Annotated in this window: 17 protein-coding genes; 11 read left to right on the top strand and 6 right to left on the bottom strand. The window is 69.4% G+C overall.

Going from position 1 to position 15258, the window contains the following annotated elements; genetic code table 11:
* The first annotated feature begins 12 nt into the window (after positions 1 to 12).
* The 4 genes from AB0B61_RS00560 to AB0B61_RS00545 all read left to right on the top strand — a co-directional run bounded on the left by AB0B61_RS00560 (position 13) and on the right by AB0B61_RS00545 (position 2781).
* Positions 13 to 738 (top strand): helix-turn-helix transcriptional regulator, encoded by a 726-nt coding sequence (locus tag AB0B61_RS00560; protein ID WP_358425718.1) that lies wholly within the window; start codon positions 13 to 15, stop codon positions 736 to 738.
* Between the two features lie 93 nt (positions 739 to 831).
* The gene (locus AB0B61_RS00555; RefSeq protein ID WP_358425716.1) at positions 832 to 1359 is read left to right on the top strand and encodes a hypothetical protein; all 528 of its coding nucleotides are present in this window, start codon (positions 832 to 834) and stop codon (positions 1357 to 1359) included.
* A 213-nt stretch (positions 1360 to 1572) separates the two neighbouring features.
* Positions 1573 to 2493: a M23 family metallopeptidase gene (locus AB0B61_RS00550; protein WP_358425713.1), complete on the top strand. Its 921-nt coding sequence runs from the start codon at positions 1573 to 1575 to the stop codon at positions 2491 to 2493.
* 165 nt (positions 2494 to 2658) lie between these two features.
* Positions 2659 to 2781, top strand: a complete 123-nt coding sequence (locus AB0B61_RS00545) for a hypothetical protein (RefSeq protein WP_358425710.1) — start codon at positions 2659 to 2661, stop codon at positions 2779 to 2781.
* A gap of 78 nt (positions 2782 to 2859) precedes the next feature.
* Here AB0B61_RS00545 and AB0B61_RS00540 read toward each other — a convergent pair whose 3' ends face one another.
* Both AB0B61_RS00540 and AB0B61_RS00535 read right to left on the bottom strand, forming a co-directional pair.
* On the bottom strand, positions 2860 to 3642 hold the full coding sequence (locus tag AB0B61_RS00540; RefSeq protein ID WP_358425707.1) for a DUF1932 domain-containing protein: 783 nt from the start codon (positions 3640 to 3642) through the stop codon (positions 2860 to 2862).
* A 51-nt stretch (positions 3643 to 3693) separates the two neighbouring features.
* Positions 3694 to 4455, bottom strand: a complete 762-nt coding sequence (locus AB0B61_RS00535) for an IclR family transcriptional regulator (RefSeq protein WP_358425704.1) — start codon at positions 4453 to 4455, stop codon at positions 3694 to 3696.
* A gap of 487 nt (positions 4456 to 4942) precedes the next feature.
* On the opposite strand from AB0B61_RS00535, the gene AB0B61_RS00530 reads away from it, so the two are divergent.
* The 4 genes from AB0B61_RS00530 to AB0B61_RS00515 all read left to right on the top strand — a co-directional run bounded on the left by AB0B61_RS00530 (position 4943) and on the right by AB0B61_RS00515 (position 10030).
* A complete protein-coding gene (locus AB0B61_RS00530; protein WP_358425701.1) occupies positions 4943 to 6145 on the top strand; it encodes a hypothetical protein in 1203 nt (400 codons plus the stop codon).
* 138 nt (positions 6146 to 6283) lie between these two features.
* Entirely contained in the window at positions 6284 to 7321 is a 1038-nt protein-coding gene (locus AB0B61_RS00525) for an ABC transporter substrate-binding protein (protein WP_358425698.1), read from the top strand.
* Positions 7321 to 8940, top strand: coding sequence for a sugar ABC transporter ATP-binding protein (locus tag AB0B61_RS00520; protein WP_358425695.1), 1620 nt, complete (start codon positions 7321 to 7323; stop codon positions 8938 to 8940). Before AB0B61_RS00525 ends, AB0B61_RS00520 begins: the two co-directional genes overlap by 1 nt.
* On the top strand, positions 8933 to 10030 hold the full coding sequence (locus AB0B61_RS00515) for an ABC transporter permease (protein ID WP_358425692.1): 1098 nt from the start codon (positions 8933 to 8935) through the stop codon (positions 10028 to 10030). Before AB0B61_RS00520 ends, AB0B61_RS00515 begins: the two co-directional genes overlap by 8 nt.
* A gap of 17 nt (positions 10031 to 10047) precedes the next feature.
* Here the strand turns inward: AB0B61_RS00515 and AB0B61_RS00510 are convergent, their stop codons facing one another.
* Positions 10048 to 10998: a zinc-binding dehydrogenase gene (locus AB0B61_RS00510; RefSeq protein ID WP_358425690.1), complete on the bottom strand. Its 951-nt coding sequence runs from the start codon at positions 10996 to 10998 to the stop codon at positions 10048 to 10050.
* A 230-nt stretch (positions 10999 to 11228) separates the two neighbouring features.
* Here AB0B61_RS00510 and AB0B61_RS00505 point away from each other — a divergent pair, with 230 nt between their 5' ends.
* Complete coding sequence (locus AB0B61_RS00505; protein ID WP_357943094.1) at positions 11229 to 11312, top strand: putative leader peptide; 84 nt, start codon at positions 11229 to 11231, stop codon at positions 11310 to 11312.
* A gap of 94 nt (positions 11313 to 11406) precedes the next feature.
* Positions 11407 to 12696 carry a dicarboxylate/amino acid:cation symporter gene (locus AB0B61_RS00500; protein WP_358425687.1) on the top strand — a complete coding sequence of 430 codons (1290 nt, stop codon included), beginning with the start codon at positions 11407 to 11409 and terminating at the stop codon, positions 12694 to 12696.
* Between the two features lie 48 nt (positions 12697 to 12744).
* On the opposite strand, the gene AB0B61_RS00495 is transcribed toward AB0B61_RS00500, so the two are convergent.
* The gene (locus AB0B61_RS00495) at positions 12745 to 13344 is read right to left on the bottom strand and encodes a TetR/AcrR family transcriptional regulator (RefSeq protein WP_358425684.1); all 600 of its coding nucleotides are present in this window, start codon (positions 13342 to 13344) and stop codon (positions 12745 to 12747) included.
* Between the two features lie 69 nt (positions 13345 to 13413).
* Here AB0B61_RS00495 and AB0B61_RS00490 point away from each other — a divergent pair, with 69 nt between their 5' ends.
* Positions 13414 to 14340 (top strand): NAD-dependent epimerase/dehydratase family protein, encoded by a 927-nt coding sequence (locus AB0B61_RS00490; protein WP_358425681.1) that lies wholly within the window; start codon positions 13414 to 13416, stop codon positions 14338 to 14340.
* Between the two features lie 8 nt (positions 14341 to 14348).
* Here the strand turns inward: AB0B61_RS00490 and AB0B61_RS00485 are convergent, their stop codons facing one another.
* Positions 14349 to 14699, bottom strand: a complete 351-nt coding sequence (locus AB0B61_RS00485) for a hypothetical protein (protein ID WP_358425678.1) — start codon at positions 14697 to 14699, stop codon at positions 14349 to 14351.
* 73 nt (positions 14700 to 14772) lie between these two features.
* The gene (locus AB0B61_RS00480; protein WP_358425675.1) at positions 14773 to 15177 is read right to left on the bottom strand and encodes a hypothetical protein; all 405 of its coding nucleotides are present in this window, start codon (positions 15175 to 15177) and stop codon (positions 14773 to 14775) included.
* Positions 15178 to 15258 lie beyond the last annotated feature (81 nt).

The following is a 15258-nucleotide window of genomic DNA, read 5'->3' as shown; positions in this document are numbered from 1 at the left end:
CGAAGGAGGCGTGTGGACGAGAGCGTGTCGTTGGCCCAGTTGGCCCATCGGCTGGAAGAGGTCGTGGGCGAGCTGCGCGGCATCCCCGTCGACGTCGAGCGGCTGGAGGACCCCACGCTCGTACGGCAGCAGATCGCGCAGGCCGCCGCCTCGGCCCGGGAGCTGCGCGCCATGCATCCGGTGGGCTCGCCGGAGAAGGGCCGCGAGGAGCAGAAGAGCCGGGTCCACGTGCTCGACGCCCTGCGGGACGGCATGACGATGCGCACGATCATCCACGCGAGCGTGCTGGACGACCCGCGCAAAGCGGCCCGGCTCAGGGAGCTGCACGCGGCCGGTGACCTGCACCGGGTCGTCGACGAGCCGATACAGCAGTTGCTCATCTTCGACCGGACCATAGCGTTCGTCCGCATCACCCCCGTCGCCTACTCGCCGGGTGCCCTGGTGATCAGGCAGCAGAGTCTGATCGCCACCCTCATCGACCTGTTCGAGCAGACCTGGGCCAGGGCCAGGGAGGTCACCGAGCCTGCTCACCAGCTGACCCCGCGCGAGCGCGAGGTGCTCGCGCTGATCGCCGAAGGGCGCTCCAACAGGGCCGTCGCCCGCGCCCTGTCGATCACGGAAGCGGCCGTCGGCAAGCACGTGGCCGGCGTGTTCGCCAAGCTGGAACTGCCTGCTTCCGACGACGACAACCGGCGGGTGCTGGCCGTGCTGGCTTATCTGCGCGGCGCAGTCAGGTAGTGCGCGGCCAGGTAGTGCCAGACCTACCTCGTCCTCGTCCCAGCCCCACTGCGGACCGCACCCGGCAGGGATTTCAATAAGCTCATGCAGCGAATGACTGGATTGCTGGTTGGCGCGGTCTTCGGCGCGGTCTTCGTCGTCGTCAACGCGCAGAGCCCGCTCAACACCGTGACCGTGAATCTCTTGAGAGTGGCCGCGTGCCTGGCGGCCGCGAGTGTCATGGCCCTATGGTTTGTCACCGCCCGCAAGGAGCGGTCCGTCGCGGCCCCGCAACGGAACATGTTCAGCCGCGGCTACCTGATCATCGTCGCCGCCGAGGCGATCCTGCTCTTCGGCGGCATCCGGGTGCTGACCGCCTGGGAACGTCCGGTTGAGACCAACGTGGCCTGGGTCGCGTTCGTGGTCGGTGTGCACTTCATCGCGTTGGCACCCATGTGGAAGGACTGGAGCATCGCCGTGCCTGGTGTGGTTCTCACTCTGCTGGGCGTCGCCGGTCTCGTTCTGGCGTCCACGGCGGCCGTGACCTGGGTGCCGCTCATCAGCGGTGTGCTGTCCGGCCTGGTGCTTCTGGCCGGCGCCGTCACCTTCGGGTGGCGGACGGTGGCGGCTCGGACGGCTTAGCTCGCAGCTCGGTCGGCTTAGATCGCGAGCCGGTTCGCCGGTCCTTTCTGGCGTACGGAGGGACGGTCGGCGGGCCGGTTCACGGGTCCTTGCCGGACGTACGGAGGGAGACGCACGGACACGGAGCGAAACCATGCAATTTCTGTATGTTTTCTGTACGGATTTTCCGCACCCTGGGCCCTAGCAAGACATACACGGTGCGGAAGGGGTCCAGTGAAACTCCGAGCTATCGCGATCGCGGGCTTAGCCCTGTTCCTGAGTGTTGCCGCCGCCGACCCAGGCGAGGAGAGCGGCGGCGACCCGCCCAACCAGGTGACGGCGGACGCGAGCATCATGGCCACCAACTTCCAGCTGCCCTTCCCCTGCGGGCAGTCGTGGACCGGCAATTCCAACGGGAGCAGCGCCCACCTGTCGTGGGAGATCGACTTCAACAGGGGCAGCACGCCCGAGGCCGACCTGGGCGACCCCGTGGTGGCCGCGGCCGCGGGCACGGTGGTCATCTCCGCCCACCAGGGCTCGACCAACGGCTACGGCAACCTTGTCAAGATCGACCATGGCGGCGGCTGGGCGACCTACTACGCGCACCTGAACACTCGCTCGGTCAGCGAGGGAGCCACCGTCTCCCAGGGACAGAAGATCGGCACGGTCGGCAACACCAGCAAGCCCGGTAACAACATCTCCCCCCACCTCCACTACGAGGTACGGCAGGGCACCGACTACCCCTCCAACATCCAGAAGGCAGTCTTCAACGGGACGACCTTCGGCTATCCCGTCCAGACGTTGACCTCCAAGAACTGCGGCAACACCTCCAACCCGTACACCCCGCAGGAGGTCTGCGGCGCCGGCTACAACGTGATCGACTCGGCGGCGCTCGGCACCTCCGGCACGGTCTACCTGCTCTACAACAGCGGCAACGGCAACAACTGCGTCGCCACCCTGAAGCGAACCTCCCTCGGCACCGCCACGGCGACGAGCGCCTACCTGGAAGTGCAGGGAAGCAGCAGAGTTACCGACTCAGGCAACTTCACGTACTACGCGGGGCCCGTACGCGCCGCGGCGGCGGACAAGTGCGTGAGGTGGGGCGGCAAGGCAGGCTCCTCAACTTACGACAGCATCTTCGAACACTGCAGCTGATCATCGAGCGTTGACAGGGCCTCCCCGGCGCGGTGGAGGCCCTGTTTTCGTGCGCGCTGAGGACGACCTGCACGGCGAGCATGGCAATCCAGCGACCGACTGCCGACGGCGGGCGGCGGGCGGCGGGCGGCCCTGGCCTCCACGATCGCCACGCACAGCCTCGCGGTGTCCGGCCCGAGGACGTTGCCGCAAGGCGAGTACCTCCTGCGCATGAACGGCCTCACCCCGCCGCGCCTCGCCACTCGCGCGTTCGGCGCCCTGCTGCGCACCCTCAGCGACCGGATCTGACGCCGGAGGGATGCGGCGCTGAAACAAGGCGGCTTCCCGGGCGGCCATGCCACGACATGGCCGCCTGGAAGGAAACTGTCAGGGGCGCGCTACGGCCAGGACGGGGTCGGCTTGGGTCGCGATGCGGCGCAGACCCCGCTCCGCGGCGCGGGTCATCTCGGTCGGCACCCCGAGATCGTCCAGGTATGCCCCGGTGTCGTGCATTTCCTGCGCCCGCCGTACGGCATGCGTACGGGTGCCGGTCAGGAACCGGTCGATGATCGCCTGCCCGTCACCGGCGAGCTGCCTGGCGACCTCGGCCCGGATCCAGTCCTTGTCACCCGCGGCCTCCCCCGCCGTGACGACCTCGCAGACCACCAAGGCCAGCCCCTTCATGAACACACTGCGCAGGAGCTTGCGGGCCATGGCCGCGCCGGGCGGCGCCTCGAGCACCTCCACAGGGGTGCCGAGCGGGCTCACGAGCTGGGAGATCGCCGCCGCGCCCGGCCCGCTGACGAGGAGCGGCACCTTGTGCCCGTGCAGCGGCACGGGGCCGAGAATGGCCACGTCCGCGAAGCCGCCGATGGTCTCGCCGAGCCGCTCCATGACCGCGGGGGGCGCGGTGGTGAAGTCGGCATAGCAGGCGCCTTCGGCCAGAAGGGGCCCACACTCCGCCGCTACGTCAGGGGCGGCGGAGGCCGCGGTCAGGACCAGCACGTACGCGGCTGACTCGACGCATTCCCGCAGCGTCGCGGTCCTGGTGACGCCTTCGGGTGTTGGCGTGTTCGCGGGGTCGTACCCGAGCACCTCGTGCCCGGACGCGGCGAGTGCGGCGGCGAAGACGCCGCCCGCCTCTCCCAGGCCGATGACGGCACAACGCATGTTTCATCAATCCTTGCTAAGAAAGTAGAGAGGTCAACGAAGAAGAGATCGTCAGAGGTCACGCGCGCGGCCGAGCGCGGCGGCGGCGCGGAGCAGTTCGGGCACGATGCTCAGCATTTCGCTCTCGGGGTGGCGTTCGGCGGGACCGGAGATGCCCACCGTGGCCATGACCTGGCCGTCGGGGCGCGGCACGGGCGCGCTCACGCCCGAGGAGCCGACCACGCGCTCGTCGGCGGAGACGTGGTAGCCGCGCTCCCTGATCAGCGCCAGCTCGGCACGCAGGTCCGCCTCGCTCACGGACTTGCCGCCCGCGGTGCTCAGGTCGCGTACCGCTGACATCAGGGCCTCGAGCTCTTCCTCGGGCATGGCCGCCGCGAGCACCTTGCCCGCGCCGAGATGCAGCGGGAGCCGCTGGCCGATGGGCAGCTGGTAGCGCAGCGGGTCGGCGCCGTCGACCCGGGCGATGACGATGCGCTCCAGGCCCGATCTGATGTGCAGGGTGGCGGTCAGGCCGGTGGTGGCGGCCAGTTCCTGCAGTACCGGGGTGGCGGCGCGGCTCAGGCTGTCGGTGACGAGGAAGCTGTGGGCGGCGGCGAGCGTGGCCGGACCGAGGTGGTAGGCCTGCTGCTCGGCGACCACGAACCCGCGCCGCTGAAGCACCCCGAGCAGGCGCAGGGTGGTGGCCGGGGACAGGCCGGCCCGGCGCGCGACGTTCGAGAGCCGCATCGGCTTGTCGCTCTGCTCCAGCACCTCGATCACGTCGAACGCGCGCTCGACCGAGCGCATGGACGGCTGTGGCTGCCCGGCGGCCATCGGCGGAACTCCCTCGCCTTTAGGAGAACGGTTGTCACGCGGATTCAAGGATGGCAGCCCGTTTGCCCTCCTCGAGGCTGAAGACCGCCTCCGCCGCCTGCGCGACCCGCTCGCGACATAGACCGAGAGGGCCACGAGGGCGGCCTGCGCCCCGGTTCTCAGCCGGGCGTCAGCGGGCGGTGCCGCTGGTTCCGGTTGGTCGGGAGGGTGCTGGGCGAGCGCGGGTTCGTGGCTCATGGGGGTGTGCCGCCTTCCAATGCTTTTCACTGTGTGAAAAGGCTTTTCATTTCCCGACAAGCGTGCTGGGTGGCGGGTTGGCGTGTCAAGGGTTGCGCGGAGGTTTCCGGCTTTCGACCGCCATGTGACATCACCCGCAGGGGTGGCCATCCGCCCAGGTCAGCCGGCCGATCTGCCGATTCAGGATTAACGAGACAGCCCAGGGAAACGGACAATATAGACAAATCACTCGGACGCTGAGGGAACGCCAATGGCTGACATCGATGTTCCGATCTGGGCCGCCCGCCTGAGGGTCCTGCGCCGCGGCCGGTTGTGGAGCCGCGACGAGCTCGGTAGACGGCTGGCCGACGCGGCGGACGAGACGACGCGTGATCAGCTCCCCGCACCGGAGGCGCTCAGCACGATGATCCGGCTGTGGGAGACCGGTGAGCGGCGGCTCGAGGAGTCGCACGCGGAACTGCTCTGCCGGGCCTTCGGCGTGGACGAGGCGGACCTGTTCGTCGGGGACGCGGCCGGCACCACCCGGTGGCACTACGTCACGAACATCCCGCTGCAGTCGGGGATGTTCAGCGCCGAGGAGGAGGAGCGCACCGGCCGGGCGATCGAGGCGCCCCAGCGCGCCGATGACGGGACGGTCCGTTACTTCAGGACCCTCCTCGACGCCTACTCCCGGACCGACCTGCGGCCCGCCGACCTGATCAACGCGCTGCGGCCGGTCTTCGCCGGGATCGAGGAGTTCCACCGCGACGCCAGTACGCCGGTCAGGCGGGCCTTCCTGGCGCTCGCCGCGGAGAACGCGGAGCTGATCAGCCGCATGTACCACGAGGCCGGCGACCCCGACGGGGCGCTGACCTGGTCGGACGAGGCCATCCGCGACGCCCGTGAAACGGCGGACGCGCTGCTGGAGGCGTACACGCTGGCCCAGCGGGGCGGTCTTTCCGACACCCGAGGCGGTCCCGGCCGGCTCGTGGACCTCGCCATCGCGGCCCGCGAACGCGCAGAACTTCCGCCCCGGATGGACGCCTTGTGCCGGCATCACGAAGCGCAAGGTCACGCCCTGGCCGGCGACGTGGACATGTGCCATCGCCGCCTGGAGGAGTCGGCGCAGTCCCTGGAGGAGCCGGGCGAGGACCCGCCCTACCGGTTCGACTGCTCGGCCGAGGCGCACAACGCGCTGTGCGCCGGGTGTCTCATCGACCTCGGGCAGGCCGGTGGCGCGATCGAGATCCTGGAGCTGGGACCGCCGAAGGCGCAGCCGACGTACGCCATCGCCTACGCCCTGGCCCGCATGGCCCACGCCTACGCCGACGCCCATGACAGGGAGCGCTCGGCCGAGACGGCCCGTCAGGCACTCGCCCTGGCCAGGCGGAGCGGCGCGTCGCGCGCCCTGCGCGAACTCGCCAGGGTCCAGCGTCCTCGCCAGTACGCGGGGCACCGACGCATCCTGCTGTAATCACCCAGCGACGGCGTGCTGCGAGTAATGAGTTCTTTTCTCTTTACTAGTTTCGAACCAGTGGATTCCCGGGCTTTGCTGGAAGGGTGTTCTCAGGGGTGCTACGACCCGCCTGAGACACCTTTTCAGGGGGCCGTCATGGCTAGTTCGCGCATTGTCTTCTCGCTCTCACTGGTCGCGGCGATCGCGCTGGTGGCGCTGGTACTCGGAGTGGTGGGAGGCCGCGCGACGAGTACGGCCGGCCACGCGGCGGGCGGCGGCGCGGGCGGGCTGGCGAGCGGCAAGAAAATCGATGTGATCATCAAGGCGAGCGACTCCTCGTTCTGGCAGACGATGATCGCCGGGGCGAAACAGTCGGGCGGGGATTTCGGGCTCAACGTGAGCACGTTCGGCCCGACTTCCGAGACGAACATCGACCAGCAGGTACAACTGGTCGAGAACTCCATCTCCCGGGGCGTTGACGGGCTGGTCATCGCGCCCAACTCCTCCAGCGCCCTGAACTCGGCGATCGACCGGGCACGCAAGGCCGGTCTCAAGGTCATCACCGTGGACAGCCGCGTGACCACCCCCTCGGAGGGGTTCATCGGCACCGACAACGTCAAGGCCGGGACCCAGGCGGGCAAGCGCATGTGCGAGCTGCTCAAGGCGCAGAACAAGACGAGCGGCACCGTCATGATCGAGTCCTCGGTGGCCGGCATCCAGTCGCTCGTCGATCGGGACGCCGGCTTCAAGCAGGGCATCACGAACAACTGCCCGCAGGTCAAGGTGGGGCTGCAGCGCTTCAACAACAACGACATCAACACCGCCGCGTCGCAGGTCAACGACGCGCTGACCGCCAACCCGAACCTGGCGGGGGTCTTCGCCGACAACAACACCTCAGGTGTCGGCGCGGCTCGGGCGATCCAGGACAACCACGCCGCCGCGACCGTCCCCGTCGTGGCCTTCGACTCCGACCCGCAGGAGAACGCCGCGCTCGCCGCCGGCACGATCGACGCGCTGGTGGTGCAGAACCCGTACTTCTTCGGTTACCAGGGCGTTCTGGCGGCCGGGATGGCCACGGTCAAGCGCATCCCGCCACGGGACATCGACCCCGGGGCGGTCGTGGCCGACAAGGGCAACATGACGGCGCCGGATGTGAAGCAGCTGCTCCACCCGCCGACGATGAAGGCGGAATGATGACCGCGCCGGTCGTCGAGCTGCACGGCGTCTCCAAGGCCTTCGGCCCCGTCCAGGCCCTCAGCGACGTCTCGCTCCGCCTGGTCCCCGGCCAGGTGAACTGCCTGGCCGGGGAGAACGGCGCGGGGAAGTCGACCCTGATCCGCGTACTGACGGGTGCGCTGCGCCGCGACAGCGGCAGCTACGAGATCGACGGCCGCCCGGTCACCGCGCCGACCCCGGCATCGGTACGCGCGGCCGGCGTCCAGGCCGTCTACCAGGAGCTCAGCCTGCTCCCCCACCTGTCGGTCGCGGAGAACCTGTTCATGGGCCGTCTTCCGGCACGGACCGGGATCATCGCCAGGAACCAGCTGGAGACCCGCGCCAGGAAGGCCCTCGACGAGGTCGGCCTGACAGAGCTCAGTCCGCACTCGATCGTGGAACGCCTTCCGGCGGCCACCCGCCAGCTCGTCGAGATCGCCAAGGTGCTGACCGCGGACTCGGTCAAGGTGATCGTCTTCGACGAGCCGACCACGGCGCTCACCGAGGCCGAGTCGGAGCGCCTCCTCCAGCACATCCTGCGGCTGCGCGAGCGCGGCATAGCGATGCTGTACGTGACCCACCGGCTGGAGGAGATGTTCGAGATCGGCGACTGGGTGACCGTCCTGCGGGACGGGGGCCTGTCCGAGGCCGGGCCGATCAGCGGGTACGACGAGGACCGGCTGATCACCGCCATGGTCGGCCGGGAGATCAGCTCGCTCTATCCGGAGACCCACCGGCACGCGGGCACGCCCGCGCTGCGGGTCCGGGGCCTGCGCCGGTTCGACCGCTCGCCGAGCATCGACCTGCACGTCGGGGAGGGCGAGATCCTCGGCATCGGCGGGCTGCTGGGGGCGGGGCGGAGCGGGTTGCTGCTGTCCATCTTCGGCGCCGCTCCCATCGTGGCCGGTGAGGTGGAGGTCAGGGGCAAGTCGGTGAAACCGTCCGGGCCGCGCACGATGATGAACGCCGGAGTGGGGCTCCTCACCGAGGACCGCAAGGTGCTGGGGCTGCTGCCGGAGCTGTCGATCCGGGAGAACGTCACCATCGCGAGCCTGCGCAGCGGCTCTCGCCGGGGTCTCCTGCCCGGCCGCGAACAGGCCGAGGAGGCGGACCGGCTGCTCGACAGCCTGCGGCTGCGCGCCGGTTCGTACGACCAGCCGGTGTCGACGTTGTCCGGCGGCAACCAGCAGAAGGTGCTGCTCGCCCGGTGGCTGCTCACCAAGCCGAAGGTGCTGATGTTCGACGAGCCCACGAAGGGCATCGACGTCGGGGCCAAGGGTGAGCTCTACACCGTCATCGGTGACCTGGCGGCCGACGGGCTGGGGATCATCGTGGTCTCGTCGTACCTCCCGGAGCTGCTGGGGCTCGCCGATCGCATCCTCGTGCTGCGGGACGGCGCGGTCGCGGGCGAGCTGCCCGGAACCGCCACTGAGGAGGACGTCCTCCGCCTGGCCAGCGGCGCCGGAGGCACCGAGCTCGCGGACGCCGAGCTCCTGGACGCCGAGCTCCCGGACGGTGAGCCCCCGGACAGCGAGCCCCCGAAGAGCGGGCTCCAGAGTGGCGGAGATGACCCAGGAGGGGTGAGCCGAGATGCCTAAGCTGGTCTGGCGCGAGCCGATCGAGACCACGACGATCACCAACCGGCCTCCCGGCGGCGCAACGGACGACGCGGCGGCGCTGGAGACGGTGCCGCAGCCCAGGCAGGCGCTCGAGCCGACGGCCGAGCCGAAGCGGCGGGTCGTCACGCTGGGCGACATCGCCGGACGGGAGAGCGGCGGGCTCGTCGTCCTGCTCGTGGCGATCGGCGCCCTCACGCTGGCCAGCGACGAGTTCCTCACCGGCAACAACCTGGCCAACCTCGCCCGTCAGGTCGCCATCTTCGGGATCATCGCGATCGGCCAGCTCCTGGTCATCCTGACCGCCGGGATCGACCTGTCGGTCGGCTCCATCCTCGGCCTGTCCGGCGCCTCCACCGCGCAGTTCCTGGTCGCCGGTGTGCCGATCCTGCCGTCGATCCTGCTCGGCGTGGCCATCGGCACGGTGCTCGGGATCGTCAACGGCCTGCTGGTGACCAAGGCCCTGCTGCCGCCGTTCATCGCGACGCTGGGCATGCTCGGCATCGCCCGTGGCCTGGTCCTGGTCACCACGGACGCCCAGACCATTCAGGGAGTGCCGGACGCGTTCCAGACCATCGCCAACGGCACGATCCTGGGGATCCCCAACCTCCTCATCATCGCCGCCGTGGTGACCGCCGTGATGTGGTTCGTCCTCGCCCGGACGGTCTTCGGCCGCTACATCTACGCCGTCGGCTCCAACCCCGAGTCGGCCCGCCTCGCGGGCGTCCCCGTCCGCCTGGTGACGATCTCCGTCTACATGATCTCGGGCCTGCTCGCCGGCCTCGGCGGGGTGCTGCTCGCCTCCCGTCTGGGAGCGGGCATCCCCACCGCCGGCACCGGCTTCGAGCTCAACGCGATCGCCGCCTGCGTCATCGGCGGCGCCAGCCTCTTCGGTGCGAAGGGCAGCGCGGTCGGCGCCGCCACCGGCGCACTGATCATGGGCGTACTCAACAACGGCGGCAACCTCCTGGCGATCAACGCCTTCTACCTGCAGATCGCCATCGGCGTGCTCATCCTCGTCGCGGTGGGCTTCGACCAGCTGAACACCAGACGATCGGCCGCCGGCGGCTGACTGGGAACGGGAACCTGTCAGGTCAACAGGAGGGTCTTGCCCAGGGTGTCGCGGTTCTCAAGGGCGGCGTGCGCTTCGGCGGCGTGTTCCAGCGGGAACGTCTGGCCGATGAGCGGACGGATCCGGCCGGCCACCGCCTCCTTCAGTACGCGCCCCACCCACTTCCTTCGATGAGCCTGGCCCTCGACAAGCTGCTCCATGCCGATCGCGGTCACCCCGCGTCGCGCCGCCTCGTCGCGGTCGATCTCGGTGAACCCGCCGCCGGAGAATCCGTAGTTGGAGTACGTGCCGCCCGGCTCCACCAGGTCGAAGACGGCCCGGCCGAGCTCCCCGCCGACGCCGTCGAAGACCACGTCCACCCTGCCGACCTGGCCGAGCCAGCCGGGTGTGGTGTAGTCGACCACCACGTCGGCGCCGAGCTCCTCGACTGCCTTGAGCTTGCGGGCGCCACGGGCGGCGCCGATGACCCGGGCACCGGCGGCGTGGGCGAGCTGCACCAGCCCGCTGCCCAGGCCGCCGGCGGCGGGCTGGACCAACACGGTCGCGCCGGGCCGCAGGTCGACCCGGTCGAAGAGCTGCATCGCCACGGAGCCGTCGTGGAGCAGCGCCAACGCTTCCCGCGTCCCCAAGCCGTCCGGGATCGGGATGAGGCTCTCCGGCGTGGCGGTGACCTGCTCGGCGTACGCGCCGTTCTCGACGTCGGCGAGGACCCGCCGGCCGATCCACTCCCGCTCGATGCCCTCGCCGACCGCGCTGACCCGCCCCGCCGCACCGACGCCTGGCACGTAGGGCAGCTCCACCGGGAAGATCTCACCGGCCTGCCCGCTGCGGATCACCGTGTCGATCGACAGGACTCCGGCGGCCTCGACGTCGACGACGACCTGGCCTGGCCCAGGGACCTGGTCCGGCACTGTCGCGATCTGAAGGACCTCCGGGCCGCCGAACTCCGCCACTCGTACAACTCGCACAACTGATCACTTTCCTCGCTTGACGACTACGAGAGCCAGTCTGGAACCTCAACTTCGGTAGAGGTCAAGCGTGCGGCGTAGGCGTGCCTGCGGACCGCGGCCCGAGACCCACCGTCACCCCCACGACACGTGGCGTATCCCCTGAAATCGGGTCGGGAAAGTCTTGATTTGTGAGGTAGATCGCTCTTAGAGTCGGAATAGTGTCCCGTTAACTACGGTTAAGTGATCCTGTGAGGTTCATCGTCCTGTCTGTGTGGCTTGTTGAGCGGCTGCACATTGATCTCTGTCGTCTGACCGGCTCCCTCTGTCGCTGACCGCGCTCTGACGAGCGCTGGATTCCCCGACCCCTCACCCGCCCCCCTTTCGCATGCCCTCCTAGGCATGCCGTCTTTCGGAGCCTTCCTCATCGTGAAGAGATTCTCTTTCTCCCTGCAGTTGCTGCTGGGCCTGGTCGTGGGCGTGGCCCTCGGCTTCGCCGCCCGTATCTGGGACCTCGCCTGGCTGGCCACCACGCTCACCGAAGTCGGAAAACTCTTTGTTCAGCTGCTGAAGCTGGCAGTGCCGCCGCTGGTGTTCACCGCCGTGGTGGTCAGCGTCGCCAACCTCCGCAACGTCAACGGCGCGGCCAGGCTGGCCGGCAAGACGCTGTTCTGGTTCCTGGCCACCGCGCTGATCGCCGTCATCATCGGCATCGGCCTCGGTCTGATCATCAACCCGGGCCAGGGCATCACCCTGAACACGGCGGGCGCGAAGGCGCCCGAGAACGTCGGCACCTGGGTCGACTTCCTCACCGGCATCATCCCGACGAACATCGTGACGGCGTTCACCGAGCTCAACGTCCTCCAGATCGTCTTCCTGGGGATCGTCCTCGGCGCGGCGGCCATCGCGATCGGTGAGAAGGCCGAGCCGTTCCTCACCTTCAGCCGCTCCATCCTCGAACTGGTCCAGAAGGCGCTGTGGTGGGTCATCCGCCTGGCCCCCATCGGGACCGCCGGCCTGATCGGCAAGTCGGTCGCCACGTACGGCTGGGACCTGATCGCGCCGCTGGCCAAGTTCAGCCTCGGCGTCTACGTCGGCTGCTTCATCGTCCTGCTGGCCGTCTACCCGACGCTGCTCGCGGTGGTCGGCAAGGTCAACCCGATCACGTTCTTCCGCAACGCGTGGCCCGCGATCGAGCTGGCCTTCGTCTCCCGCTCCTCGGTCGGCACGCTGCCGCTGACGCAGAAGGTCACGATCGAGCGCCTGGGCGTCGACCGCGACTACGCCTCCTTCGCCGTACCGTTCGGCGCGACCACCAAAATGGACGGCTGCGCCTCGATCTACCCGGCGCTGGCGGCGATCTTCGTGGCGCAGGTCTTCAACGTCCCGCTGGGGATCGGCGAGTACCTGTTGATCGCGTTCGTCTCCGTGGTCGGCTCGGCCGCGACAGCCGGTCTGACCGGCGCGATCGTCATGCTCACGCTGACGCTGAGCACCCTGGGCCTGCCGCTTGAGGGCGTCGGCCTGCTGCTGGCCATCGACCCGATCCTCGACATGATCCGCACCGCGACCAACGTCGCGGGACAGATCGTGGTGCCGGTCCTCGTCGCCCGCGGCGAGGGTCGTCTCGACGAGGCGGTGTTCAACGCTCCCCCGCAGTCGCTCGACGAGGCTCCGGTGAGCGCGCCGCGCCCCTCGGGCGAACCGGCCATCGCCTGACCTCATGAAAAGACCGGGCGGCCCCTGCGCAGGGGCCGCCCGGTCTTGCTATTCGGCGGCGCGCAGCCCGCGCATCATGGTGTCGAAGGCGTCGTCCCAGTGGCGGCGTGCCTCGTCGGGGCCACCGAGGGCGCCACGCAGGTTGAGGCTGCACAGCCCGTGCGCGAGGGCGTTGATCCGCACGGCGAGCTCTTGGGGCTCACCGGGCGCGAATTCGCCTTCCTGTACGCAGCGGGCGACGGCGGCGACGAGAGTGTCGAAGGTCGGCTGGATCAGCGCGGCGGTGGCGGCGTCGGGCTGGAAGGCGGGGATCGGCCGGCCGAACATGAGCTCGTACAGGTGCGGGTTGGCCAGGGCGTTGGCCCGGTAGGCGTGGCCGAGTGCGAGCAGGTCGGCGACCGGGTCGCTGGTACGAGGGACGGCGGCGAAGGCCACGGCGAGGCGCTCGAAGCCGGCCAGGAACATCTCGCGGATGAGGCCGGCCTTGTCGCCGAAGAGCTGGTAGACGGCCGTGGTGGACACGCCCGTCTCCTGTACGACCCGGCGGGTGGTCAGCGCCGCCGGGCCCTCCGCGGCCAGGAGCCGGCCGCCTGCGTCGACGAGTTCGAGTCGAAGCTCGCCGTAGTCGCGGGTTCTCGGTCTTGCCATGGAAGCCATGGTAAACATAACCTTGTTACATAACAACGGTTTGAAACTGGCTTTCGGGGGATCAATACCATGTCTGACCTGCATGTCGTCCTTGGCGCCACCGGCGGGGTCGGCGCGGCCGTCGTCGCCGAACTCACCGCCCGCGGCCACCGCGTCCGCGCCGTCAGCCGGGGCGCCGCCTTCGGCCGAGACAGCCTCCGAGCCGACGTCACCACCTCCGAGGGCGCCCTCGCCGCCTGCCAGGGCGCCGCGGTCGTCTACCAGTGCGCGCAGCCGAAGTACGAGCGCTGGGCCGAGGAGTTCCCCGGCCTCATCCGTACGATCCTGACCGGGGTGGAGGCCGCCGGGGCGAAGCTGGTCATGGCCGACAACTTGTACGTCTACGGACCCGTCGACGGCCACATGACCGAAGACCTCCCGTACGCCGCCACCACCCGCAAGGGCCGGGCCCGCGCCGAGGTCGACGAGTTGATCCTCGACGCCCACCGGTCCGGGCGCGTCCGCGCGACCATGGGGCGCGCCTCCGACTACTACGGCCCCGGAGGCGTCAACACCACCTACGGCCCGACCATCTTCGCCGCCGCCCTGGCCGGCAAGACCGCCCGCTGGGTCGGCGACCTCGACCAGCCGCACACCGTCGCGTACCTGCCGGACATCGCCGCCGGACTGGTCACCCTCGGCGAGCGCGCCGACGCCGACGGCCGCTCCTGGCACCTGCCCGCCGCCGAGGCGATCACCGGCCGCCAGTTCCTCGACCTCGTGCGTGCCGAGATGGGAGGCGAGCTGAAGACCGCCGGGCTAGGCCGGGGTATGCAGCGCCTCATCGGCCTGTTCAACCCCACCGTGCGCGAACTCGGCGAAACCTGGTATCAGCGCGACCGCCCGTTCGTCGCCGACGACTCGGCCTTCCGCAAGGCCTTCGGACCGGTCGAGGTCACCCCGCACGCCAAGGGCATCGCCGCGACGCTCGACTGGTATCGCCACAACGCCGGCTGAACGCGTTATCACAACGTACAGGCCGGCGCGATGCCAGGCTGGATGATGACGCCTGCCGACCGGCGAAATTCGGCAGGCACGCTCCCCCGGCCGACGCACAGCACTTTCTGTGCGCCCGATGTGTTGACCAGGACGGCCTGGCAGCCGGGCAGCGGCTCGTTGACGAATGCGTCGATCTCGTACTGCCGCACCGGGTACTGCCTCGGGCTCTGGCACGTGGGGTAGGCGATGGTGGCGGCAGCTGTGCCGCTGATCAGGGTCAGCCGCCCGGTGGCCGCGTTCGCCGCGCCCGTCGCGCCCACTACTGTCAGGCAGGCCAATGCCGACGCGGCGAGAAATGTCTTCACTGTCGATTTCATGGGGCCAGTGTCAATCGCGTTTGGCCGCCGATCCAGGGCATTGACCGGACATCGGCAATGCCCGGCCAGACGATCACCTGGTGAAGGCGGCGCGCAGCCGGGACCCGTTGACGATGAAGGCGACCGCGGCGATGGCGAGGGCGCAGGTGGCCTGCATCATGGCGAACCAAGCCGTGGTGACACCGGGGATCAGGTCGACGCCGACGATCGCGAGCGGCATGACGATCGAGATGATCCGTACGCGGAGAAAGGCCCCTCGTGCTCCCCGTGCGGCGAGGACGGTCAGCCAGTAGGTCACCGCCGCGCTCGCGAGCACTCCGGCTGATCGGCCCCACATGAACGAGGTCACCGTGTGCCCGGTGATCGCCAGGATGGCGACCGTGATGAGGACCGCGGCGCTGAGCGCGCCGTAGGCCGCGATGAAGATCTTCGCCTTGCCGAAGGCCCGCTGGGTGCCTGGATGGTTGGTGGTTTCCATGTCTCTTCTTCCCTCGTGTCGTCTGGAGTGGTGTCGACGTTAGGGAGGGCATGAGTGACGCGGTATCGGCCTGGACGTACA

The sequence above is a fragment of the Nonomuraea sp. NPDC049158 genome, assembly GCF_040648335.1.
Taxonomy (GTDB): Bacteria; Actinomycetota; Actinomycetes; order Streptosporangiales; family Streptosporangiaceae; genus Nonomuraea.
Note: the sequence above shows the minus strand (reverse complement) of the source record. Positions and strands in the feature narration are given on the sequence as shown.